The sequence below is a fragment of the Kitasatospora terrestris genome, assembly GCF_039542905.1.
In the GTDB taxonomy this organism is placed as follows: domain Bacteria; phylum Actinomycetota; class Actinomycetes; order Streptomycetales; family Streptomycetaceae; genus Kitasatospora; species Kitasatospora terrestris.
In genome coordinates, this window is the sequence record NZ_BAABIS010000001.1 from 6,306,203 (window position 1) to 6,329,870 (window position 23,668).

The following is a 23,668-nucleotide window of genomic DNA, read 5'->3' on the forward strand; positions in this document are numbered from 1 at the left end:
TCCCCGGTACGAGTGGTGGAGGTGGAGGGTTACTTGGGCGCGTCGACGCCGGCGGCCTTGGCGATGTCCTTGAGCATCTCGTCGGCGGCCTGCACCCCGATGCCGGACATCCAGATCTCGTCCGGCACGGTGAAGACCTTGCTGTTCTTCACCGCGTTCAGGCCCTGCCAGACGGCGGTCTGCTGGACCTCGGCCTGCTTGGTCTTGGACGGGTCGTCGGAGGTGGTGACGAACACCAGGTCGGCATCGGCCTGGTTGATCTGCTCCGGGCTGACCTCCAGCATCGCCTTGTCCACGTCCGGGGCCTGGATCGCGCGGCCCATGCCGACGTCCTTCAGCACCACGCCGCTGAACGAGGCGTTCTGGTACAGCCGGGTCGGGCCGGCCACGAACCGGACCACGGAGACGGTCGGCGCCTTGCCGGCGTACTTGGCCTTGACCGCCTCGCCGAGCTGGGCGGCGCGGGCCTCGTAGTCGGCCAGCGCCTTCTTCGCCTCGGCCTCCTTGCCCAGCGCCTGCGCGTACAGCGCCAGGTTCTCCTTCCACGGCTGGCCGGTGGTCTCGGCCATCACGGTCGGGGCGATGGCGTTGAGCTTGTCGTACACCTTCTGGTGGCGGACCTTGGAGGTCAGGATCAGGTCCGGCTTGAGGGAGGCGATCAGCTCCAGGTTCGGCTCGGCCATCGGGCCGACGTCCTTGGTGCCGTCGATCTTGCCCTTGAGGTACGCCGGGAAGCCGCCCTCGGTCTTCAGGTGCGGGGCGACCGCGCCGACCGGGGTGATGCCGAGCAGGGTGACGTCGTCCAGCTCGCCCGAGTCCAGCACCACGACCTTCTTCGGCTGCGCCTTGATCTCGGCGGTGCCCATCGCGTGCTTGACGCTGCGCGGGAAGACCGCGGCGGAGTCGCCCGCCGCCCGGCTCGCGGCCGGCTTCGCGTCGGTGGTGCCCTCGCTGCCGCAGGCGGCCAGCAGGGTGGTGGAGAGCAGGGCGGCGAGCACGGCGGCGGGGAGTCTGCGGTTGGTCATGGTTCTGTCCTTGCGGGAGTGTTTTCGGGCAGGGTCGGGGCCGGCGGCGCGCGGGGGCACCGCCGGAAGCTCGGGAGGCGGGGTCAGCGGCGGGCCAGCGGCACGACCAGCGGGGTGCCGGTCTCGGGGTCGGGGATCACGCGGCAGGGGACCTGGAAGACCTGCTCGACCAGCTCGGCGGTGAGCACCTCGCCGGGCGGTCCGGCCGCGGCCGGCTCGCCGTCGCGGAGCACCACCAGGTGGTCGGCGTAGCGGGCGGCCTGGCCGAGGTCGTGCAGCACCATGACCACCGTCCGCCCGGCGTCCCGGTGCAGGTCGGTGACCAGGTCGAGGACGTCCAGCTGGTGCCGCAGGTCCAGGAAGGTGGTCGGCTCGTCGAGCAGCAGCAGGTCGGTGTCCTGGGCCAGGGCCAGGGCGATCCAGGCGCGCTGGCGCTGGCCGCCGGAGAGCTGGTCCACCGGGCGGTCGCGCAGCGCGTCGGTGCCGGTCCGGCGCAGCGCCTCCTCCACGGCCGCCTGGTCGGTGGCCGACCAGGGGGTGAGCATCCGCTGGTGCGGGTAGCGGCCGAGCCTGACCAGCGCCTCCACGGTGACCGCCTCCGGGGTGACCGGCTGCTGCGGCAGCAGACCCATCCGGCGGGCCAGTGCCCGGGCGGGCATCCGGTGGATGTCGGCGCCGTCCAGGGTGACCGTACCGGCCGCCGGGTCCAGCAGCCGGACCAGACCGCGCAGCAGGGTCGACTTGCCGCACGCGTTGGGGCCGACGATCGCGGTGACCGCGCCGCCCGGCAGCTCCAGGTCCAGGCCGCGGACGACCGGGCGGTCGCCGTACCGCAGGTGCAGGCCGTGCGCGGCCAGCCGTCCGGTGCCGGCCGAGGGGCCGGCGGCGGTGGCGGCGGTGCTGGCGGTGGTCATCAGGAACTCCTCTGCGGCAGTCGGCCCTGGCGGATCATCAGCACCAGCAGCCAGGGGGCACCGAGCGTCGCGGTGACGGCGCCGACCGGCAGGCCGTGCACCGGCAGCACGTGCAGGACGAGGTGGTCGGCGGCCAGCAGCAGCAGCGAGCCGGTCAGCGCGGTGAGCGCCAGCGTCGCCGGGGTCGGCGGGCCCGCCAGCAGCCGCGTCAGGTGCGGCACCGCCAGCGCCACGAACGCGACCGGCCCGGTCAGCGCGGCGGCCAGCGAGGCCAGCACCACGGCGAGCAGCAGCAGGCCGAGGCGGTTGCGGTGCGGGTCCAGGCCCAGGCCGCCGGCCGAGTCGTCGCCCAGGTCCAGCACCGCGACCCGGCGGTTCAGCAGGAACACCGCGGCCACCGCGACGGCGATCGCGCCGCCCGCCGCCCACACCTCGGGCCAGGTCCGGCCGTACAGCGAGCCGGTGGTCCACTGCAGCGCCTGGCCGGCCAGCTCCGCCGGGAAGCGGACGATCATCAGGTTGACGGCCGCCGCCAGCCCCGCCTGCACCGCCAGGCCCACCAGCACCAGCCGGGTCACCGCCATCCGCGAGCGCCAGGCGAACGCGCCGAGCAGCGCGGCGGCGAGCAGCCCGCCGCCGAGCGCCGCCAGCGGGGTGAGCGCCTGCGGGGCGCCGGTGGCCAGCAGCAGCACCGCCCCGAACGAGGCGCCGCCGGTGACGCCGATGACGTCCGGCGAGGCCAGCGGGTTGCGGAACAACCGCTGCAGCAGCGAACCCGCCACCGCCAGCCCGGCGCCCGCGATCAGCGCCGACAGCACCCGCGGCGCGCGGAACTCCCGCACCACCAGCACGTCGCCGTCCGCGCCGAAGCCGAACAGCGCGCGCAGCGCGTCCGGCAGCGGGATCCGCACCTGGCCGGTGGAGAGCGCCAGGCCGGTCATCAGCACCAGCAGGACGGCGGCGCCGGCGGCCAGCAGCAGGCTGCGGCGGCGCGCACGGGCGAGCGCACCGGAGCCGGGCCGCGCCGCGACCTGCTTCGCGACCTGCTCCTCGACCGGCGTGGACGGGCTCACCGGGACGTCACCTTCCGTGCCAGCACCGCGAGCAGCGGGGCGCCGAGGAACGCGGTGACGATCCCGACCTCGATCTCGGACGGGCGCACCACCAGCCGGCCCAGCACGTCGGCCGTCAGCAGCAGCACCGGACCGGCGATCAGACAGCCCGGCACCAGCACCCGGTGGTCGTTGCCCAGCAGCGGACGGACCAGGTGCGGCGCCGCCAGGCCGATGAACGCCACCGGGCCGGCCACCGCGACCGAACCGGCCGCCAGCAGCACCACCGCCAGACCGCCCAGCACCCGGATCCGGGCCACCGGGACGCCGAGCGCCTGCGCGGTCTCGTCGCCCAGCGCCAGCGCGTTGAGCGCGGGGGAGACCAGGAGGGCCAGCACGATCCCGACCGCGATCAGCGGCAGCACCTGGTAGAGCGCGTCCAGGCTGCGCCCGCTGATCGAACCGGCCAGCCAGAAGCGCGCCTCGTCCAGGGTGCGGCGGCTGGCCAGCATCAGCGCCGAGGTCCAGGACGCCAGCACCGCGGACAGCACGGTGCCGCCGAGCGCCAGGCGCACCGGGTCCAGGTCGCCCGAGCGCCGGGCCATGCCGTACGCGAGCAGGGCGGCGCCGGCCGCACCGGCGACCGCGAACCAGACGAACTCCAGCGGGTGGGTGAGGCCCAGCGCGAAGATCGCGGCGACCACCGCGAAGCTCGCCCCGGCGTTGATCCCCAGCGTGGTCGGCGAGGCCAGCGGATTGCGGGTCACACCCTGGGCGACCGCCCCGGCCGCGCCGAGCGCGGCCCCGACGGTCACCCCGATGACGGTCCGCGGCACGCGCAGTCCGACCACCACGTCGGCGTCGCCGCCGTGCGCCGTACCGGACAGGGCGTCAACCACCGCGGCGAGCGGGATGGATCGCGATCCGAGGGCGAGGCTGAGCGCCGCGCACAGCACGAGCACGCCGACGCCGGCGACCAGCAGCAGGGGCCGCCGAGTCGCCGGGAGCCGAGGTGCCGGGGCCGCGGGCGCCGGTGGTTCGGTTCTGAGCACGAGATCAAAGTTTGGTGAGGCTTGCCTTAATTAGTCAAGCCCGGGGCGGCTGTGTGTAAGGTGAGCCTCACCTCAGCCTTCCCAGGGGGTCACCATGCTCCACCTGCCCGCCAGGCATGCGCGGACGACCGACAAGCTGGCCGGAACGTACCGTCAGCTTGGCCTGATCTGCCCGGTGCTGACGGTAGCGACGGTCGACGAGGCCCCGGCGGACGGTCAGGACTGGATCCCCGCCGACCGGCTCGCCTCCGCCGTCGACCGCCTCGTCGACGGCGAGAGCGCCCGCATCCGCGCCCGCCACGGCGCCGCCCCGCGGCCCCACGTCGCCGCCTCCCGGCTGCTCCACCACTACCTGTGGACCAGCTCGCTGCTGATCAGCGGCGTCTGGTACCTGGAGCGCCGGGTCCCGGTGCTGCCCGCCCGTGACCTGTGGATCGCCGCGGAGAGCGGCGACTTCGCGCTGCGCCCCGGCGCCTGGGAGCTCGGCGACGAGGCCGACGTGCGCGACGCGGTCGCCGCGCACGTCGGGCCCGTCCTCGCCGCCTTCCAGCCGTACGTCCGCCGCGGCCCGCGCGCCCTGTGGGGCATGGCCACCGACGACCTGGTCTCCGGCATCTGGTACCTCGGCCGGATGCTCGACCAGGAGGACCGCGCCGTCGCCGTGGCCACCGCCCTCGTCCCCGCCGGCACCCCGCCCTGGACCGGCCCCGCGGGCTTCCGCCGCGAGGACGGCGCCTGGACCCGTACCCGCCAGGGCTGCTGCCTCTACTACGCGGTCGACCCGGCCAACCCCTGCGGCACCTGCCCCCGGCGGACGGCCGCCTGACGCCTCAGCCGCGGCGCGACAGGGCGACGCCCGCCAGGCACAGCGCACCGCCCGCGAACGCCAGCGGCCGCGGCAGCTCGCCCAGCACCGCCCAGGACATCAGCACCACCAGCGCCGGCACCGCGTACGTGGTCGCCCCCAGCTTCGCCGCGCTGGTCCGCGCCAGCGCGTACGCCCACGCCGTGAACGCGAGCGCCGTCGGGAACAGCCCCAGGTAGAGCACGTTCAGCCCGGCGTCCAGCGGGGCCGCCGCCAGCTGCGACACCAGCTGCGGCGCGAACGGCAGGCACACCACCGCGCCCGTCGCACAGCTGAACGCCGTGACCTGCAGCGGACTCGCGTGCCGCAGCGCCGGCTTCTGCAGCACCACCCCCGCCGCGTACGTCACCGCGGCCAGCACGCACAGCAGGATCCCGCCGACCGAGCCGCCCCCGCCGCCGGACATCGACACGCCGACCACCAGCGCGCCCGCGAAGGACACCGCGAGCCCGCCGACCAGCCTGCGCGGCAGCCCTTCGTGCAGCAGCCGGCTGCTCAGCAGCGCGATCAGCACCGGCCCGAGCGCCACCACCATCGCCGCCGTCCCGGCGTCGACCAGCCGCTCGCCCCAGTGGATCGCCACCGTGTACAGCCCGAACCACAGCACCCCGGAGGCGACGATCCCCGGCCACGCCGCCTTCGGCGGCAGCCCCTCGCGCCGGTACAGCAGCAGCGCCAGCAGCACCACCGAGCCGGTCGCCAGCCGCCCCAACGACAGGGCGCCGGGCCCGAAGTGGTCGGCCGCGCTGCGAATCGAGACGAACGCCGAGGCCCACAGCACCACGGTGGTGGCCGTCGCCGCGAGCGCCTTCCCGTCCGGCCGGGTCGCGGCCGCAGGTGAGAGATCCATCCCGTCAGGCTACGAGCCGCGCCCCGCACCGCAACCGGCTTTTCCCCGGTCCGGGGCGGCCGGCCGAGGGCTCCCCCCGGTGCCGGGGCCGATCCGGCGGGTGATAGGAATCTCCCCGTACCGCGCACGGCCGCCCCGGACCCCGCCGTGTCCTGAACGAAGAGGTCGTCGTGCCGAAAGCCCGGATGCCGAAGCGGCGCGTCGCGATGCTCACGGCCGCAGGTCTGCTGATCGGAACCTGCGCCGCGGTGGCCGTCGCCGGGCCGTCGGACCACGACGGCGGCGCCGCCGCCGGGACCGCGCAGGCCGCCGCCCCGGCCGCCGACGGCACCGCCGTCGCCGCGTCCCCCACCGGGGAGGCCGCTCCCTCGCCGTCCGCGAGCGCGAGCGGGTCCGCCTCGGCGTCGGCGTCCGCGTCGGCCACGCCGTCGGGCAGCCCCACCGGTGCGCGTCCCCCGTCCGCGGCGCCGTCCGGCGCGTCCCAGGTCCCGGCCGCCCCGGCGGCCCGCACCGACACGTCCCCCGTCTTCACCGGCCTCGCCTTCGACACCTGCACCGCACCCGCGCTGAGCGTGATGACCGCCTGGCACGGCACCTCGCCGTACGGAGCCGCGGCGGTCTACATCGGCGGCCGGAACCGGGGGTGCGCCCAGCCGCAGCTGACCGCGGGCTGGGTGAAGGCCGTCACCGCCGGCGGCTGGCGGCTGATCCCGCTGTACGTCGGCGCCCAGGCGCCCTGCCAGAGCGGCGCCGGCCCGTACCGGATCGACGCCGCGAACCCCGGCCCGCAGGGCACCGCGGACGGGCAGGACGCCGTGGCGAAGGCCGGCGCCCTCGGCATGCGGGCCGGCGGCGCGATCTACCTGGACGTCGAGGCGTACAACGCCTCCGACGCCGCCTGCGGGCAGGCCGTCGTCGGCTACGTCCAGGGCTTCACCCGGGCACTGCGCCAGGCCGGCTACACCGCCGGGTTCTACGGGTACGCCTCCTCCAGCGCGGCCGGGATCGCCAAGGCCGTCGAGCAGCGGACCCCCGACCTGCCGGACGCCGTCTGGTACGCCAAGTACGACGGCGTCGCGGACACCACGTCGAGCTTCCCGTTCGGCGCCGGCCTGTGGAGCGGCCACCGGCGCGGCCACCAGTACGTGGTCAACCAGAAGGAGACGTACGGGGGTTCCGCGCTCACCGTGGACCGCGACGCCTGGGACGGCCCGGTCGCCGTGATCGGCTGACCGCGGCACCGGACCGCCGACGGGACCGGACAGCCGCCGGGACCGGACCACCGGGACCGTCAGCGCAGGGCCGCCTCCGGGGCGGGAGCGGCGGTGACGGGGAACTCCCGCCGCCGGTACCGGCGTTCGGTCGCCGTTCCGAGGGCCAGCAGCATCGCCGCGGCCGCCGCGGCGCAGGTCACCGCGAACGCCGCGCCGGGTCCGTACCGCTCGGCGACCCACCCGGCGACGACCGTTCCGGCCGACTGGGCCAGCGTGATGCTGCTGACCAGCGCCGCCATCGCCTCGCCCAACCGGACGGCCGGCACCGTCCGTTCGGCCAGCCCGAACATCGTGATCATCTGCGGCGCGACGGCCGCGCCGAGGCAGCCGACGCCCACTGCCAGGGCCGTCATGGTCCCGGCGGCGGGCAGCAGCAGGGCGGCGGCGACCAGCAGCACGGTCCCGGCCCGCAGCCGCAGCGGCAGGCCGAGGCGGGCCGGCAGGGCGGCGGTGAGCACCCCGGCCGCCGAGGAGACGCCGCCGATCAGGCCGTAGAGCAGCCCGGCCGCGCCCGGGTGCCCGAGCCGGTCCGTGGTCGCGGTGACGCCGACCTGCACCGAGCCGAAGCACACGCCCAGCAGCGCCATTCCGGCCAGCAGCAGGGCGAACGGCCCGTTCACCAGCCGCCCGCCGGTCCGGCCGACCGGGGTCGGCACACCGGGCGAGGCGGTCGGGTGCACTGCGAAGAGCGTGCCGCAGACGGCGACCAGCAGCGCCGCCAGCAGCATGCCCGCCGCCGGGTCGACCAGCGCCGCGAGGACACCGACCACCGCCGGGCCGGCCGTGAAGCTGATCTCGTCGACCGTGCCGTCCAGCGACAGCGCGGCGGCCGTGGACGCCCGGTCGCCGGCCGCCAGCCGCACCCACCGGCTGCGCGCCAGCGGACCGACCAGGGGCACCGAGACGCCGACCAGAGCGGCCGCGAACAGCTGGATCGCCAGCGGGAGTTGTCCTCGGGATCCGGCCACCAGCGCGACGATCGCCACCGCGTTGACCACTGCCGCTACCAGCCCCACGGTCCGCTGCCCGCGCCGGTCGGCGAGCCGCCCGACCAGCGGTCCGCCGACGCCCTGCCCGACCGCGAGCACACCGGCGACCGCGGAGCCCTTCCAGACGCTGCCGGAGTCGTGGGTGACCAGCAGCAGCGAACCGATCGGGCACATCGCCGCGGGCAGCCGCCCGAGCAGCGACCACACCAGGACCGGCCCGCCGCTCAACGCGACCGCCGTACGGAACGTCGTGACCACGGCCATCGGCCGCCCACCCCCGGGCGGGCCGGTCCGGGGCGCCCGCCTCCCCGCTCCCGGCCCCGTAGAAGCTCGCGCGCAGGAGCGGGTGGTGCTCCGACGCTACCGACCTTCCCCCGCCCGGGTCACGGTGCGATCACCCAGCGTCGCCACCGCCCCGTCCGCCGCCACCCGTACGACCGTCCAACCGCCGCTCGGCCCGACGACGTGCACCGGGCAGGGGAACGGCGTGGCCGGCTGCGCCGCCAGGATCCGTCGCACCGTCAGGGCTGCTGGAGGCGGCGGACCTCGTCGCGGACCCGGCGGTCCATCGCCAGCGCGAACTGGGCCTCGTTGACGGCCCGGGCGAGCGGCCGGATCCGCCGGACCTGCTCGGTGAGGCGGGCGACCTCCGCGGGCGTCAGCTCGTCCACGTGGTCGAGCGCGCCGAGCAGCTGCTCGCGGATCAGCGCCACGAAGAGTCCGGCCGTGGCGTCCGCGTACTCCTGGGCCCGGCGGCTGACCTCCAGGACGGCGGCCAGCGGCACGCCCTCGGCGACCAGCGCGGTGGTGGCGTCCATCAGCCGGCGGCTGACGTGGGTGATGCCGTCGTCCTCGACGGTGATGTAGCCCTGGGCGACGGACTCGGCGGTGTTCCGCTCGGTCAGCTGGTCGCCGAACGCGGCCTGCAACTGCTCCCAGCCGAGGTGGACGGGGGTCTCGTCGGACCACGGGGCGATCAGCGCGTCGGTGAGGCCGATCAGCTCCGCGAGGCCCCGGCCGCTCTCCCCGGCGCCGATCAGCTCGGCGATGCCGCCGAGCGCGTGGCCGCGCTCCAGCAGCTCGGCGATCAGCCGCAGCCGGCCGAGGTGCTCCTCGCCGTACCAGGCGATCCGGCCCTCCTTGCGCGGCGGCTGGAGCAGCTTGCGCTCCCGGTAGAAGCGCACCGTGCGCACGCTGACGCCGGCCGCCTCGGCCAGCTCCTCGACACGGTACTCACGGGGCCGACCGGTCGGTCCGGCCCCGTCCTGGATCTCCGCCACGCCGGTCAGCATAGGTCCCGGGCCGGATCCTGCGCGCGCTATTCCACTCGGTGTCAACAAGGGTTACCCTGCCAACCACGCCAGTGATTACTGGCAACGTTCTGCCTGTTCTCATGGTCCGTGCACCACCACCCCCGTCCAGGAGGCCCTCCGCATGGCAGCGCGCACCAAGCAGCAGCCCCCCGAGCCGGCACCACAGCCCGCCCCGCACGTGCGCGTCGCCGTGGTCGGCTCCGGCTTCGGCGGCCTCGGCGCCGGCGTCCGGCTGCGCCGGGCGGGCATCACCGACTTCGTGATCCTGGAGCGCGCCGGCGCCGTCGGCGGCACCTGGCGCGACAACAGCTACCCCGGCTGCGCCTGCGACGTCCCCTCCCACCTGTACTCCTTCTCCTTCGCGCCCAACCCCGAGTGGCCGCGCAGCTTCTCCGGCCAACCCGACATCCGCGCCTACCTGGAGAAGGTCGCCGACGTCTTCGGCCTCCGCCCGCACCTGCGCTTCGACGCCGAGGTCACCGAGCTGCGCTGGGAGGCCGAACACACCCGCTGGCGGGTCACCACCGCCGCCGGCACCTGGACCGCCGACGCCGTGGTCTGCGCCGCCGGCCCGCTCGCCGACCCGCAGATCCCCGACCTGCCCGGCCTCGACGCCTTCCCCGGCAAGGTCTTCCACTCCTCCCGCTGGGACCACGACTACGACCTCACCGGCAAGCGGGTCGCCGTGGTCGGCACCGGCGCCTCCGCCGCGCAGATCATCCCCGCCATCCAGCCGGAGGTCGGGAAGCTCACCGTCTTCCAGCGCACCCCCGCCTGGGTCCTGCCGCGCCGCGACCGCGAGATCACCGCCGCCGAGAAGTGGTTGCACGCCGCACTGCCGCCCACCGGCGCGCTGCGCCGCGGCACCCTGTTCGCCCTCCGCGAGCTCCAGGTCGACGCCTTCGTCCGCCGCCCCGGAGCCCTCAAACTGGTGCAGAAGCTCGCCGAGACGCACCTCGCCCGCGCCGTCCACGACCCGGAGCTGCGCGCCAGGCTCACCCCGGACTACCGGATCGGCTGCAAGCGCATCCTGCTCAGCAACACCTACTACCCGGCGCTCGCCGCCGCCAACACCGAGGTGGTCGCCTCCGGACTGCGCGAGGTGCGCGGATCCACCCTGGTCGCCGCCGACGGCAGCGAGCACGAGGTCGACGCGATCGTCTTCGGCACCGGCTTCCACGTCACCGACATGCCGATCGCCGAACGGGTCCACGGCGTCGGCGGGACGAGCCTGCGGGACAGCTGGAAGGGCGGCATGGAGGCGCTGCGCGGCTCCACCGTGCACGGCTTCCCCAACCTCTTCTTCGTCATCGGCCCCAACACCGGCCTCGGCAACAGCTCGATGATCCTCATGATCGAGTCCCAACTGAACTACCTGATCGATGCGTTGGCCACCCTCGACGCCGTCGGCGCGACCGCCATGCAGCCCACCCCGCGCGCCCAGCGCCGCTGGAACCTCGAACTCCAGCACCGGATGGAGCGCACCGTCTGGTCCACCGGCGGCTGCCGCAGCTGGTACCTCGACGAGACCGGCAAGAACACCGTGCTCTGGCCCGGCTCCACCAGCTCCTTCCGCCGCGCCACCCGCAAGGTCGACCTCGCCGAGTACGAGCTGATCAAGCGCACCGCCCCCGTCCCCGCCCAGGAGGTCGTCCCCGCATGAGCGAGCGAAGCGAGCGAATCGTCGAGAGGCGCGCATGGGTGAATGCCCCCGCCGAGCGCAGCGAGGTGGGCGCATGAACCCGACCGTCCCGCGCGACTGCGTCCTGCCCGACCCCGCGGCCGTCCACCGCGTCCGCTCCGCCGACGGCACCGCGCTCAACGTCGAGGAGTACGGGCCCGACGGCGCGCCGATCGTCGTCCTCGCCCACGGCTGGACCTGCGCCACCACCTTCTGGGCCCCCGTCGTCAACCGGCTCGCCGCCGAATTCCGGCTGGTGGCCTACGACCAGCGCGGCCACGGCCGCAGCGAGACCCCGGCCACCACCGCCGGGTACGGCACCGACAAGCTCGCCGACGACCTCGAAGCCGTCCTGCTCGCCACCGTCCCGGCCGGGCAGCGCGCCGTGCTCGCCGGGCACTCGATGGGCGGCATGACCATCATGGCCGCCGCCGACCGGCCCGAGGTGGCCGCCCGGACCGCCGCGGCGCTGCTCGCCTCCACCGGCGCCGGCGACCTGGTCGCCGAACTCGCCGTCGTTCCGGCCGCGGTGCGGCACGCGGGCGCACGACGGTTCCTGCACCGGCAGATCCTGCGGTCCCGGCTGCCGCTCGGACCGGTCACCGCCGTCTCCCGGGCGGCGCTCAAGTACGCGACCATGGGCCCCGCCGCCCCGGCGGACCGGGTCGCCGCCTGCGCGCAGATCGTGCACGCCTGCCCGACCGCCGTACGCCACCGCTGGGCCGGCGTCCTCGAAACCCTCGACGTCCGCCCCGGGCTCGCCCACCTCACCGCACCCACCGCCGTCGTCGTCGGCACCCACGACCGCCTCACCCCGCCGGTCCTCGCCCGCCGCATCGCCGCCGCCCTCCCCAACCCGCAGGGCCTCCTCGAACTCCCCGGCACCGGCCACATGTCCCCGGTCGAACGCCCCACCGACATCGCCACCGAGATCCGCCGCCTCGCCACCCTGGCCGCACCCCACCCGCCCGCCGCGGGCTCGGCAAGGCCCTCGGCCGGTGGCACGGCTGTCGCGGGCGTCTCCGCAGCTCCGCCGTCGGTCGGCCCGGTGCAGCCGGCGGCTCCGGCCCCGCCCGCGGCGAGCTCTGCGAAGCTGTCGGCGGGAACCGTCGGCGCGTCTTCGGCGCCGCCCGCCGCGGGCTCGGCGCAGCCTCCGGCAGGCACCGAAGCTGCCGCAGGCGTCTCCGCAGCTCCGCCGTCGGCCGGAGCCACTGCGTCCGCGCTCCCGCCCGCGGCGGGTTCGGCGAAGCCCTCCGGTGCTGCCGCGGGCACGTCCGCTGCTCCGTCCGTCCGTACCGCCCCCACCGTCGTCGAGGAGTCCGCGTCATGAATCCGCCGCTGTCGTCGCAGGTCGTGGTCGTCACCGGTGCCGCCCGGGGCATCGGGGCGCTGATGGCCCGCAAGCTGTCCGCGCAGGGGGCCAAGGTGGCCCTGGTGGGGCTGGAGCCGGCCGAGTTGAAGGCGGTGGCCGCGGAGTGCGGCGAGCACGCCTCCGCGTGGGAGGCGGACGTCACTGACCTGGACGCGCTGGTGGCGGTCGCCGCCGCGATCAAGGACCGGTACGGCCGGATCGACACGGTGGTCGCCAACGCGGGCATCGCGATCGGCGGCCCGCTCCAGGACAGCGACCCGCGGATGTTCTCCCGGGTGATCGAGGTGAACCTGCTGGGTTCGGTGGCCACCGCCCGGGCGTTCCTGCCGGCGCTCGCGGAGAGCCGCGGCTACCTGTTGCAGATCGCGTCGCTCGCCGCGATCACCCCCGCACCCCTGATGTCGGCGTACTGCGCGTCGAAGGCGGGCGTGGAGTCGTTCGCCCACGCGCTGCGCGCCGAGGTGGCGTACCAGGGGGTGAAGGTCGGCGTGGGGTACCTGAGTTGGACCGACACCGACATGGTGCGCGGGGCCGACGAGGACACCGTGCTGCGCCAGATGCGGTCGAAGCTGCCGTGGCCGGCGAACAAGACGTACCCGCTGGGGCCGGCGGTGGACCGGCTGGTCGCGGGGATCGGCCGCCGTTCGGCGCACGTGTACGCGCAGGCGTGGCTGCGCGGCATGCAGCCGGTGCGCTGGCTGCTGCCGAGCCTGATCGCGGCGGTGGGCGCGCGTGACGTGGCGAAGCTGGCGCCGGAGTTGAAGGCGACGGCCGCGACGCGCCTGAAGCCGGTGGGAGCGGGCGGCGCGGCGGACGTCTCGGCGAGCCGGACCCCCGCCGAGGGGTGAATTCCGGCCATCGCGGCGATGTTGCCGTGATGTAAAGGTTCCATCGAGTAGCGCCCAAAGACCGGTAAACCTCCGGTCTTTGGGCGTTTTGTCGTGAAAATTTCACGGCCGGAACGGGTCTGACGCGTACACGATTCCGCCTCGTAGCCTCTGCTCGGCGGCGGTGATCCCGTCGTTCCCCCTCACCCTCCCTCACCCCCACACCCGAGGAGAGCAGATGCGTCGTTCTGCCCGGATCTCCACCCGTCTGCTGGGCGTCGCGGCCCTCACCGGCACGCTCGCGTTCGCCCAGTTCTCCGTTCCCACCGCGCTGTCGGCGGCCGGCGCGTCGGCCGACTGCGCGCAGAGCTCCGCCGACGCCGGCGCCCGCCGTGCGGCCGGCAGCGAGGCGCACGAGCCGAACGCCGTGACCGACGCGGCAGCGAAGGCGATGGACGCCGATCTCCAGTCCCGGATAGCCGAGTTGAAGAAGTCGCCGAACGGTGCGAAGTCGCTGGCCGGCGGCGGCACGCTGGCCGCGACGACCATTCCGGTCTACTTCCACGTGGTGCACTCGGGCACCACCGGCAAGCTCTCCGCGACCGCCATCTCCAACCAGCTGTCGGTGCTGAACGCGGCGTACGGCGGTCAGGGCACCGGCAACGTCGCGACCCCGTTCCAGTTCCAGCTGGCGGCCACCGACTACACCGACAACTCCTCCTGGTACAACGCCATCACGCCGGGCTCCACCGCCGAGAAGCAGATGAAGTCCGCGCTCCGCCGCGGCGGTGCCAACGCGCTGAACATCTACACCGCCAACCTCGGCCAGTCGCTGCTGGGTTGGGCGACCTTCCCGAGCTCGTACAACTCCAACCCGACCGACGACGGCGTGGTCATGCTGGACACCTCGCTGCCGGGCGGCTCCTCCACCAACTACAACGAGGGCGACACCGCCACCCACGAGGTGGGCCACTGGATGGGTCTGTACCACACCTTCCAGGGCGGCTGCAACGGCAACGGCGACTACGTCTCCGACACCCCCGCCGAGAAGTCGGCCGCCTACCAGTGCCCGACCGGCCGCGACACCTGCACCTCCAAGGCGGGTGTCGACCCGATCCACAACTTCATGGACTACACCTACGACTCCTGCATGTACCAGTTCACCGCCGGCCAGGTGACCCGGATGACCAACTCCTGGGCCTCCTACCGCGCCTGACGCCCGACGCCTGACCTGCGGCACCAGCTCGGCCGGCCCGGCCCCCGTTCGCGGAGGCCGGGCCGTCGTCGGCTCACCGCCGTGGTATGGAGCGCGGAAGAGTCTGAGTGGGCATCAGATTCCCTCGGTCGGAGTCGGTCGGACAATCCCATCGCGTGGGCTGCGATGTGCGAGCACCGTACGATTCCGCCGCCGCCCTCCCGTGCGCGGCGCGCCGGACATCCGTGCGACATCCCCCCGTCGGCGGCGGGTAGGGCCGCGGACCGGGCGTGCGGCGCGGCCGCGCCGGGCGCCGGTGCGCCGGCCGCTACCAGCCAGTACGGTCTGGGCATGACCACTGCTCTCATCACCGGCGCCACCGCCGGAATCGGCGCCGCCTTCGCCCGCCGGCTGGCCCGCGGCGGACGCGACCTGGTGCTGGTCGCCCGGGACACCGCGCGGCTGGAGGCGGCCGCGGCCGATCTCGCCAAGACCTACGGCGTCGAGGTCGAGACGCTGACCGCCGACCTCGCCACCGACGCCGGCATCGCCGCCGTCGAGGACCGGTTGCGCGACGCCGAACGGCCGGTGGACGTCCTGGTCAACAACGCGGGCTTCGGGAACCGCGGCGCCTTCCTGGACGTGCCGCTCCAGGCCGAGCTGGACATGCTCAAGGTGCACGTGGAGGCGATCCTGCGGACCACCGTCGCCGCGCTGCCCGGCATGCGCGAGCGCGGGCGCGGCGCGGTCGTCAACGTCGCCTCGGTGGCCGCCTTCCTGCCGCGCGGCACGTACGGCGCCACCAAGGCGTGGGTGGTCAACTTCACCCAGGGCATCGCCCGCGACCTGTCCGGCAGCGGGGTGCGGCTGCAGGCGCTGTGCCCGGGCTTCACCCGGACCGAGTTCCACGAGCGCGCCGGGATGGGCACCTCCGACATCCCGTCCTGGGCCTGGCTGGACGTGGACCGCGTGGTGGAGGAGTCGCTGCGCGACCTGGCCCGCGGGCGCTCGCTCTGCGTCCCGGGCAAGCGCTACAAGGCGGTCGTCGCCCTGGCCCGGCTGCTCCCGGCCGGCCGGCTCGGCGGCGTCTCCTCCAAGGCGGCCCGCACCTACCGGACGGACTGACCGAGGCCCTCGGGGAGGGCGGGGAATACCGGGCGATTCTTTTAGCTTTGCTAACTATGAGCTTCGCTCTGTATGCTGGCAGCCCGCCCACCCCGGAGGTTCCCGTTGCAGCTGAACCGGATCGACTGGACCCCGCCCGAACGCGGCCGGGGCGAACCCCGCCCGCCCGCGCAGATCCGCCGCATCCTGGCGCTGTTCCGCCCGTACTCCGGCCGCCTCGCGGTGGTCGGCCTGCTGGTCGCCGCGTCCGCGGTGGTCTCCGTGGTCACCCCGTTCCTGCTGCGCGCCGTCCTGGACGTCGCGATCCCGCAGGGGCGGACCGGGCTGCTCAGCCTGCTCGCGCTCGGCATGATCGCCGCCGCCGTGGTCAACAGCGTGTTCGGCGTGCTGCAGACGCTGATCTCCACCACCGTCGGCCAGCGCGTCATGCACGACCTGCGCACCGCCGTCTACGACCACCTGCAGCGGATGTCGCTCGCCTTCTTCACCCGCACCCGCACCGGCGAGGTCCAGTCCCGGATCGCCAACGACATCGGCGGCATGCAGTCCACGGTGACCTCGACCGCCACCTCGCTGGTCTCCAACCTGACCGCGGTGATCGCCAGCGTGGTCGCCATGGTCGCGCTCGACTGGCGGCTGACCGTGGTCTCCCTGCTGCTGCTCCCGCTCTTCGTGTGGATCAGCCGCCGGGTCGGCAACGAGCGCAAGGCGATCACCACCAAGCGGCAGAAGCAGCTCGCCGCGATGAGCTCCGCCGTCCAGGAGTCGCTGTCCGTCAGCGGCATCCTGCTCGGCCGCACCATGGGCCGCTCCGGCTCGCTCTCCCGGGAGTTCACCGAGCAGTCCGACGAGCTCGCCGACCTGGAGGTCCGGGCCTCGATGGCCGGCCGCTGGCGGATGTCCACCATCGGCGTGGTGATGGCCGCGATGCCCGCGGTGATCTACTGGGCGGCCGGCCTGGCGAGCGCGGGCGGCGCCCCGATCGTCTCGCTCGGCACCCTGGTCGCCTTCGTCTCGCTCCAGCAGGGCCTGTTCCGGCCGACGGTCAGCCTGCTGTCCACCGGCGTCCAGGTGCAGACCTCGCTGGCGCTGTTCCAGCGGATCTTCGAGTACCTGGACCTCCCGGTCGAGATCGCCGAGCCCGAGCGGCCCGTGCACCTGGAGACGGTCCGCGGCGAGGTCACCTTCGACCGGGTCACCTTCTCCTACCAGGACGACCAGGAGCGGCCCACCCTCAGCGGCATCGACCTGGAGCTCCCGGCGGGCGGCTCGCTCGCCCTGGTCGGCGAGACCGGGTCGGGCAAGTCCACCCTCGGGTACCTGGTGCCCCGGCTGTACGACGTCACCGACGGCCGGGTGCTGCTCGACGGCGTCGACGTCCGCGAGCTGTCCTTCGACACCCTGGCCCGCGCGGTCGGCGTGGTCTCCCAGGAGACCTACCTGTTCCACGCCTCGGTGGCGGACAACCTGCGCTTCGCCAAGCCCGACGCGAGCGACGAGGAGCTCGTCGCCGCCGCCCGCGCCGCCCACGTCCACGACCTGATCGTCTCGCTGCCCGACGGGTACGACACCCTGGTCGGCGAGCGCGGCTACCGGTTCTCCGGCGGCGAGAAGCAGCGCCTGGCGATCGCCCGCACGGTGCTGCGCAACCCGCCCGTGCTGATCCTGGACGAGGCCACCAGCGCGCTGGACAACCAGACCGAGGCCGCCGTCCAGCAGGCCCTCGACACCCTCGCCGAGGGGCGCACCACCATCACCATCGCCCACCGGCTCTCCACCGTCCGCGACGCCGACCAGATCGCCGTCCTGGACCGCGGCACCGTCACCGAGCTCGGCTCCCACGACGCCCTGCTCGCCGAGGGCGGCCGCTACGCGGCCCTGCTCCACCGGGAGAGCGTCCCCGCCTAGGGTCTGTCGGACAGACCCTGGGCGGGGCCGGGGCGGTCAGTGCTCCGGCCGGGGGCCGCGAGCGATGCGGCCATCGCGGTGAGGAAGCGGCGGACGGTCTCCAGCTCCTGCCGGTCGAAGCCCCCCATCGCGCCGACCAGCCCGTCGATCACCGGCCCGAAGAACGACCACCCCAGCTCGACCGCCCGCTCCTCGACGGCGAGCAGCACCCGCCGGCGGTCGCCCGGATCCCGCTCCCGCCGCACCAGGCCGAGCCGCTCCAGCCGGTCGAGCAGCGCGGTGGTCCCCGCCGAGTTGAGCCGCAGCCGCTCGCCGAGCCGCCCGGGCGTCACCGTCTCGCCGGCCCGCGCCGCGTCCAGCAGCGCGATGAGCGCCCGCAGGTCCGTCGGGTGCAGGCCGTTGCGGGCCGCGAACTCCGCGCCGAGCAGGTCGAACTCGACCGTCACCGCCCGCAGCAGGTGCACCAGTCCCATCTCGGGTTCAGCCATTGACGTCCACTCCTCTCGCTCGCCTAGTATCTCGCTCAGCGAGAGAATTGGTCAACGAGCCGCCCCGAGGAGTTCCCGTGTCCGACCGCTTCGCCGCCGCCTACGACGCGCTGCTCGCCCGCTGGCCCGCCGGCACCACCGAGCTGACCGTCCCCACCCCGTACGGGCCGACCCGGGTGCACGCGTACGGCCCGCCGGACGGCAGTCCGCTGGTGCTGCTGCACGGCGGCGGCGCCACCGGCACCGTCTGGTTCGCCAACGCCCCCGCGCTCGGCGCCCGCCACCGCCTGTACGCGGTCGACATCATGGGCGACACCGGCCGCAGCACGCGCGCCGGCCGGCCGCTGCGCACCCCGGCGGACCTCACCGCCTGGCTGGACGCCGTCCTCGACGGCCTCGACCTGCCCGCCACCGCGATCTGCGGCCACTCCTACGGCGCCTGGCTGGCCGCGGTCCACGCCGCGCACGCCCCGCACCGGGTGACCCGGCTGGCGCTGCTCGATCCGACGCAGGTGTTCGCCGGCTTCCGACCCGGGTACCTGCTGCGCGTCCTGCCGGTGCTGCTGCGCCCCACCGAGCGCGGCGTCGGCCGCTACCTGGCCTGGGAGACCCGCGGCTCGGCGCCCGACCCCGAGTGGGCCGAGCTCTACGTCCTGGGCGCCACCCGGCGCCCGCCGGCCCGCCCGGTCACCGGCCGGACCGCCGACCCGGCCGCGCTGACCATGCCGCTGCTGGTGCTGTTCGCCGGCCACAGCCGGACCCACGACGCCGAGCGGACGGCCGCCCGGGCCCGACGGGCCGTCCCGCACGCGGAGGTCGCCGTCCTGCCCGGAGCGACCCACCACGCCCTGCCGACGGCCGCGCCCGGCGAGCTCGACGACCGCCTGCTCGCCTTCTTCGCCGGGGCCTGAGCCCCCGGGGAAGGGTCAGGCTGCCTTCGGCAGCTCGTTGTACGAGTCCGCGAGCTCCTGGCCCGACAGGGCGTGGATCGCGGCCATCACCTCGTCGGTGACCTGGCGGCGGGCCTTGGCGGACCGCGCCTGCCCGTGCAGCGCGTCGAAGTGCAGCGGCTCGCCGAAGCGGACCGTGATCCGGCGGATCCGCGGCAGCTTCCGGCCGACCGGCAGGATCTCGGACGGGCCCTCCAGCGCCACCGGGACGACCGGCACGCCCGCGGTCAGCGCGAGCCACGCGACACCGGTCTTGCCCCGGTACAGCCGGCCGTCCAGCGACCGGGTGCCCTCCGGGTAGATGCCGAACGCCTTGCCGTCCTGGAGGATCTCCAGCGCCTGCTCCAGCGAGGCCGCCGCGGCGCGGATGTCGGTGCGCTCGACCGGCACCGCGTTGATCACGCTGGTGAAGAACGCCCGGGAGACCGCGCCCTTCACGCCGGTGCCGGTGAAGTACTCGGCCTTCGCCAGGAAGTGCACCTGCCGCGGCGCGGTCAGCGGGATCACCACGCTGTCGATGAACGACAGGTGGTTGCTGGCCAGGATCACCCCACCCTTGCGCGGCACGTGCTCCAGGCCCTCGATGACCGGGCGGTAGACCGCCTTCGCCAGCGGCTTGAGCACGAGCTTCGTGATGAGGTTGAGCATGGGCCCTCCCTGGCCGGTGTCCTGGCGTGGTTCCTGCGACGCGTCCTGCACATTACGACATCGACCCCGGAACCCGTCCACTCCCACAGGCCGCGCCCGGGCTGCGATTCTCGTCACTTTCCGTACGCCGCCCCTCGCGGACCGGGACCGCCCGGGCCGCTACTTGCGGATCGGGAACACCCGGCTGACCACCCGCTCCGCGGCCCGGCCGTCGTCCCACGGGCAGAACCGCTCGCGGAACCGCGCCCGCAGTCCCGGCTCCGGGTCGCCCGCCCGCAGCGCCTCGGCCAGCTCGTCGAGCCCGGTGGCGACCGGGCCGGGCGGCTCGGCCGGCAGGTCGAGGTAGACGCCGTGCTGCTGCCGGTACTCCTCCCAGTCCGGCGCGTGGACCGCGATCGGCCGGTCCAGCACCGCGAAGTCGAACATCGCCGGGGAGTAGTCGGTGACCAGCGCGTCCGCCGCCAGGTAGAGGTCCTCCACCACGGGGTGCTCCGAGACGTCCCGCAGCACCGCCGCCTCCCGGTCGGCGGCCGGCCGGCCCGCGCCCGTGCCGGTGCCGCCGCCGGGGTCGCGGACCAGGAGCGTGCACCCGGGGCCGAGGCGCCGGGCGAGCTCCGCCAGGTCCAGCGGCTCGGGACAAGTGCTCCAGGGCTCGCGGCGGACCGGCGCGTACAGCACGGTGCGCTGGCCCGGCGCGACGCCCAGGCGGCGCCGCGCCTCGGCGCAGTCCTCGGCGGTGGCCTGCACCAGGCGGTCGTTGCGCGGGTAGCCGGTCTCCAGCAGCTGGTAGTCGCCCGGGAACGCCTTGCTGAACACCGCGCTGGCGTGCGGGTTCGGCGACACCAGGAAGTCCCAGCGCGCCACGCCCTCCAGCAGCCGCTCGAAGTCCGTCCCGGCGGCGGCCTCCGGCCGGTCCCGCAGGTCCGTCCCGGTCAGCTTCAGCGGCGTGCCGTGCTGGGTCTGCACGTGCACGCTGCCGGGCCGCTTCACCATGGTGTGCGGGAAGTTGACGTTGTTGACGAAGTACGTCGCGGTGGCCATCACCCGCAGGTACGCCGGGGTGTTGACGATCACGTACGGCACCCCGGGCGGCAGCGCCCGGGCCCGCTCGCGGTTCTCCACCACCCACACCCCGCGGATCTGCGGGGCCAGCTCCCTGGCCTTCTCGTAGATCGCCGCCGGGTTGCAGGCGTAGTCGCGCTGCCAGTACGCGGCGTACACCGCCAGGTCCGGGTCGAGCGGCAGCCGCCGGAAGGTGTTGTACGCGGTGTAGCGCGCGCCGCTGCGCACCACCTTCCGCACCCCTGGGCCGACCGCGAGCGCCGAACGCTTCACCGCGCCGGGCAGCCGCCCCCCGCGCCGGAGCTCGCCGTAGGCCACCTGCGACCCCCGGGCGGCCAGCCGGTACTGGACGCCGCGCACCCCGGACGGGAAGCGGTAGCCGGCCGGCCGGTGCCGGGCGAAGTGGTCGGTGATCCGGCGGAAGAACTCCGGCCGCATCTCGACCGGGACCAGCCCGGGGGTGTCGTAGACGGTCAGCGCCTGCTTCACCGTGCGGTCGAAGACCAGGGTCCGCAGCGCGGCCGCCTGCTCGTCGCGGTCCAGGAAGGCGAAGATCGCGTCGTACTGGGCGAAGGCGTCGGCGTGCTTGGGGGAGGCGGTCGCGGTGATCGCGCCGGGGCGGCCGCGCCGGTAGTAATAGCAGACGCGGTCCAGGTAGCGGAGCCGGGCGGCGGACAGCAGCAGCGGGTAGGTGACCGAGATGTCCTCGTAGTAGCCGCGCCCGAAGGCGACGCCCAGGCCCTGCAGGTGCTCGCGGCGCATCACCTTGTTCCACACCGACAGCACGCTGTTGAACAGCGCCGGGTGCTCGGCGGCGGTGCAGCCGTGCTCCAGCGGGGAGCCGGCCAGCACCCGGCGCCACGGGTTGGGCTCGGTGGTGCCGTCGTTGTAGACGTGGGTGAAGCCGGTCAGCAGGACGTCCGCCGGGCCCTCGGGGCGGGCCTCCTCGGCGCGCAGCTCGGCGAGCAGGGCGTCCAGGGTGCCCTCGGGCAGCCAGTCGTCGCTGTCGACGAACCACACGTAGCGACCGGTGGCCTCGGCCAGCCCGACCTCGCGGGCGCCGCCCAGGCCCTGGTTGACGGTGAGGTGCAGGACCCGCATCCGCTCGTCCCGCTCGGCGTACGCGTCCAGGATCGCCCCGCAGCCGTCGGGGGAGAGGTCGTCGACCGCGATCAGTTCCAGCTCGCCCGGTGCGGCGGTGTCGGCCCGCAAGGAGTCCAGGCACTGCGGGAGGAAGCGCTCGACGCCGTGGACCGGCAGGACAATGCTGAGCAGGGGACTCACGTGCGTTCACTCCGCGAAGGGATGCCGGATCACCCGGTGGGGCGGCCGGGCACGCACACTCTACCGAGCGGGCACAAGGGGGGCCGGGAGCGGAGAACGCGCTGCCGGGGCCGGAAAACGCGACCGCCGGTGCCGCGCCGTGCGAGCGGCGGCACCGGCAGTCCGGTTTGGCGGTTCGGCCGACCCTCAACGACCTCCCGCCGGTCCGTCCATCACCTCGGAGTCGGGCCGCCGCAGCGTCGAGACGGCCGGACAGTGACTCACTGTGATGGCGGAAGTACACACATGGATGATCTGTTCATCATTCAAACCATCCGGACGACGGTTCTCCGGGGGGTGGCCCGGAATCCCGTGTCGTTATAGATATTGCTTGGAGGTTACGGCCACGTCAATCCCTCGCTTGTGTTCACTTCCTGAAGGGAAGGCTGTGCGCAGCAACCGATGCGCACTCGTGACCGATTCCATCGTCATCTGGTGGAGTGTCAGTTCTCCGGCCACGATACGGTGGCAGAACATCAGGACGGTTGCGCGAAGGCCGTCCCACACGGATAGTCTTCGCCTCACGGCCCTGGCGCCTCGTAGGGGTGGGAATACGGATGGAACACATGCAAGTGCGGGCCCGGCCCCGCGTGCCGGCGGTCCAGTGCGGCGTCGGTACGACCGGCCGCCGGATCGAGCGGCACCTCGCCGTGCTCGGCGCGCCCGCGGTCTCCGCGGTGGACACGGCCGAGGCCCTCGGCCTGATACGGGAGCTGACCCCGCGCGGCCCGGTGGCCGCCGGATCCGGCAGCCCCGCGGCGGCCCGCCGCCGCACGGCCCGGGTCTCGCTGATCGCGCCGCTCCGCCGGCTCAAGCGCAGCCTCTTCGGCAGCCGCGGCTAGCCCGGCGGCGCGGGGAACGGCGACCCGATGGACCGACCAGGTCCATCGGGTCCTACGCGTGTCCGGAGCCGGCCGTCCTCGTCCCGCGTCCCGGAGCCCGCCCCCCGGACGGCGGCGCTTGTCAAGAGGGCCGCTGACGATGGGTCAGGATGGACACCATGGTCGACACCACCTTCCACTCCCGGACCCTCGAGATCACCACCGGCACCACCGAGGTCGCCCTCGACATCACCGAACGCTGCGACTCCTTCCTCACCACGGCGGCCGGCGGACGCGACGGCCTGCTCAACGTCTTCGTCCCGCACGCCACCGCCGGGATCGCCGTGATCGAGACCGGCGCCGGCAGTGACGACGACCTGCTCGCCACCCTGCGCGACCTGCTGCCCGCCGACGGCCGCTGGCAGCACCGCCACGGCACCCCCGGCCACGGCCGCGACCACGTCCTGCCCGGCCTCGTCGCGCCGCACGCCACCCTCCCGGTGATCAACGGCCGGCTCGCCCTCGGCATCTGGCAGTCCGTGGTCCTGATCGACACCAACGGCGACAACCCGCGCCGCACCGTCCGGCTGTCCTTCCTCGGCTGACCCGGCCCCGGCTGACCCGGCCGCGCCCCGCGGGCCCGCCCCGTGCGTCCCGGTCCGCCCGCCCCGGTGATTGCCCGGGGCGGGCGGACCGGGGTATCACTGCGGTATGGCAGCGGACCGGCACACCGAACAGACCCCGGCATGCGACCTCGCACCCGACGGCGAGACCGCCGTCCGCGGGCTCACCCACGACCCGGCCGCGACCGGACCACGCGCCGACTGCGTCCTGTGCGGCGAACCCACCGAGTACCCCGCCGACCGGGCCGGCAGCACCCTCTGCCCCGTCTGCACCTGGCAGCAGGCCCAGCGGATCGCCTGCTCCGGCTGAC

At 74.5% G+C, this 23,668-nt stretch carries 21 protein-coding genes and 1 pseudogene; 12 read left to right on the top strand and 10 right to left on the bottom strand.

All coding sequences use genetic code 11. The features are described 5' to 3' along the window. Positions 1-29 precede the first annotated feature (29 nt). From ABEB06_RS28920 to ABEB06_RS28935, 4 genes are all read right to left on the bottom strand, one after another. A complete protein-coding gene (locus tag ABEB06_RS28920) occupies positions 30-1,025 on the bottom strand; it encodes an ABC transporter substrate-binding protein (RefSeq protein ID WP_345699832.1) in 996 nt (331 codons plus the stop codon). Between the two features lie 83 nt (positions 1,026-1,108). After that, a complete protein-coding gene (locus tag ABEB06_RS28925) occupies positions 1,109-1,939 on the bottom strand; it encodes an ABC transporter ATP-binding protein (RefSeq protein ID WP_345699833.1) in 831 nt (276 codons plus the stop codon). Then, positions 1,939-2,880 carry a FecCD family ABC transporter permease gene (locus tag ABEB06_RS28930; RefSeq protein WP_345702028.1) on the bottom strand — a complete coding sequence of 314 codons (942 nt, stop codon included), beginning with the start codon at positions 2,878-2,880 and terminating at the stop codon, positions 1,939-1,941. The genes ABEB06_RS28925 and ABEB06_RS28930 overlap by 1 nt, the downstream gene beginning before the upstream one ends. A gap of 128 nt (positions 2,881-3,008) precedes the next feature. Then, positions 3,009-4,043, bottom strand: a complete 1,035-nt coding sequence (locus tag ABEB06_RS28935) for a FecCD family ABC transporter permease (RefSeq protein WP_425559709.1) — start codon at positions 4,041-4,043, stop codon at positions 3,009-3,011. Between the two features lie 94 nt (positions 4,044-4,137). Here ABEB06_RS28935 and ABEB06_RS28940 point away from each other — a divergent pair, with 94 nt between their 5' ends. Then, positions 4,138-4,869 (top strand): (2Fe-2S)-binding protein, encoded by a 732-nt coding sequence (locus ABEB06_RS28940; RefSeq protein WP_345699834.1) that lies wholly within the window; start codon positions 4,138-4,140, stop codon positions 4,867-4,869. 4 nt (positions 4,870-4,873) lie between these two features. On the opposite strand, the gene ABEB06_RS28945 is transcribed toward ABEB06_RS28940, so the two are convergent. Continuing rightward, positions 4,874-5,758 carry a DMT family transporter gene (locus tag ABEB06_RS28945; protein ID WP_345699835.1) on the bottom strand — a complete coding sequence of 295 codons (885 nt, stop codon included), beginning with the start codon at positions 5,756-5,758 and terminating at the stop codon, positions 4,874-4,876. Positions 5,759-5,928: 170 nt separating this feature from the next. On the opposite strand from ABEB06_RS28945, the gene ABEB06_RS28950 reads away from it, so the two are divergent. Next, positions 5,929-6,990: a DUF1906 domain-containing protein gene (locus ABEB06_RS28950; protein ID WP_345699836.1), complete on the top strand. Its 1,062-nt coding sequence runs from the start codon at positions 5,929-5,931 to the stop codon at positions 6,988-6,990. A gap of 59 nt (positions 6,991-7,049) precedes the next feature. Here the strand turns inward: ABEB06_RS28950 and ABEB06_RS28955 are convergent, their stop codons facing one another. Both ABEB06_RS28955 and ABEB06_RS28960 read right to left on the bottom strand, forming a co-directional pair. Next, positions 7,050-8,285: an MFS transporter gene (locus ABEB06_RS28955; RefSeq protein ID WP_345699837.1), complete on the bottom strand. Its 1,236-nt coding sequence runs from the start codon at positions 8,283-8,285 to the stop codon at positions 7,050-7,052. 257 nt (positions 8,286-8,542) lie between these two features. Further along, positions 8,543-9,301, bottom strand: a complete 759-nt coding sequence (locus tag ABEB06_RS28960) for a MerR family transcriptional regulator (RefSeq protein ID WP_345699838.1) — start codon at positions 9,299-9,301, stop codon at positions 8,543-8,545. 154 nt (positions 9,302-9,455) lie between these two features. Between ABEB06_RS28960 and ABEB06_RS28965 the strand changes: the two genes are divergently transcribed. The 6 genes and pseudogenes from ABEB06_RS28965 to ABEB06_RS28990 all read left to right on the top strand — a co-directional run bounded on the left by ABEB06_RS28965 (position 9,456) and on the right by ABEB06_RS28990 (position 17,442). Then, a complete protein-coding gene (locus tag ABEB06_RS28965) occupies positions 9,456-10,997 on the top strand; it encodes a flavin-containing monooxygenase (protein ID WP_345699839.1) in 1,542 nt (513 codons plus the stop codon). 73 nt (positions 10,998-11,070) lie between these two features. After that, a pseudogene (locus ABEB06_RS28970) lies at positions 11,071-11,985 on the top strand (alpha/beta fold hydrolase); the annotation flags it as partial. A gap of 356 nt (positions 11,986-12,341) precedes the next feature. After that, the gene (locus tag ABEB06_RS28975; RefSeq protein WP_345699840.1) at positions 12,342-13,235 is read left to right on the top strand and encodes an SDR family oxidoreductase; all 894 of its coding nucleotides are present in this window, start codon (positions 12,342-12,344) and stop codon (positions 13,233-13,235) included. 217 nt (positions 13,236-13,452) lie between these two features. Beyond that, positions 13,453-14,430, top strand: coding sequence for a zinc metalloprotease (locus tag ABEB06_RS28980; protein WP_345699841.1), 978 nt, complete (start codon positions 13,453-13,455; stop codon positions 14,428-14,430). A 330-nt stretch (positions 14,431-14,760) separates the two neighbouring features. Next, complete coding sequence (locus ABEB06_RS28985; protein WP_345699842.1) at positions 14,761-15,534, top strand: SDR family NAD(P)-dependent oxidoreductase; 774 nt, start codon at positions 14,761-14,763, stop codon at positions 15,532-15,534. A gap of 72 nt (positions 15,535-15,606) precedes the next feature. Further along, positions 15,607-17,442 carry an ABC transporter ATP-binding protein gene (locus ABEB06_RS28990; protein ID WP_425559710.1) on the top strand — a complete coding sequence of 612 codons (1,836 nt, stop codon included), beginning with the start codon at positions 15,607-15,609 and terminating at the stop codon, positions 17,440-17,442. Here the strand turns inward: ABEB06_RS28990 and ABEB06_RS28995 are convergent. Continuing rightward, a complete protein-coding gene (locus tag ABEB06_RS28995) occupies positions 17,439-17,930 on the bottom strand; it encodes a MarR family winged helix-turn-helix transcriptional regulator (protein WP_345699844.1) in 492 nt (163 codons plus the stop codon). The two genes, ABEB06_RS28990 and ABEB06_RS28995, sit on opposite strands and share 4 nt — an antisense overlap. 77 nt (positions 17,931-18,007) lie before the next feature. Here ABEB06_RS28995 and ABEB06_RS29000 point away from each other — a divergent pair, with 77 nt between their 5' ends. Next, positions 18,008-18,841, top strand: a complete 834-nt coding sequence (locus ABEB06_RS29000; RefSeq protein WP_345699845.1) for an alpha/beta fold hydrolase — start codon at positions 18,008-18,010, stop codon at positions 18,839-18,841. 15 nt (positions 18,842-18,856) lie between these two features. Here ABEB06_RS29000 and ABEB06_RS29005 read toward each other — a convergent pair whose 3' ends face one another. Further along, positions 18,857-19,528, bottom strand: coding sequence for a lysophospholipid acyltransferase family protein (locus ABEB06_RS29005; RefSeq protein ID WP_345699846.1), 672 nt, complete (start codon positions 19,526-19,528; stop codon positions 18,857-18,859). 159 nt (positions 19,529-19,687) lie between these two features. Then, on the bottom strand, positions 19,688-21,874 hold the full coding sequence (locus ABEB06_RS29010) for a bifunctional glycosyltransferase/CDP-glycerol:glycerophosphate glycerophosphotransferase (protein ID WP_345699847.1): 2,187 nt from the start codon (positions 21,872-21,874) through the stop codon (positions 19,688-19,690). A 596-nt stretch (positions 21,875-22,470) separates the two neighbouring features. Here ABEB06_RS29010 and ABEB06_RS29015 point away from each other — a divergent pair. The 3 genes from ABEB06_RS29015 to ABEB06_RS29025 all read left to right on the top strand — a co-directional run bounded on the left by ABEB06_RS29015 (position 22,471) and on the right by ABEB06_RS29025 (position 23,667). Continuing rightward, the gene (locus ABEB06_RS29015) at positions 22,471-22,755 is read left to right on the top strand and encodes a hypothetical protein (RefSeq protein ID WP_345699848.1); all 285 of its coding nucleotides are present in this window, start codon (positions 22,471-22,473) and stop codon (positions 22,753-22,755) included. 149 nt (positions 22,756-22,904) lie between these two features. Beyond that, positions 22,905-23,339, top strand: coding sequence for a secondary thiamine-phosphate synthase enzyme YjbQ (locus ABEB06_RS29020; RefSeq protein ID WP_425559711.1), 435 nt, complete (start codon positions 22,905-22,907; stop codon positions 23,337-23,339). Between the two features lie 106 nt (positions 23,340-23,445). Continuing rightward, positions 23,446-23,667 (top strand): hypothetical protein, encoded by a 222-nt coding sequence (locus ABEB06_RS29025; protein ID WP_345699849.1) that lies wholly within the window; start codon positions 23,446-23,448, stop codon positions 23,665-23,667. Position 23,668: the final 1 nt, after the last annotated feature.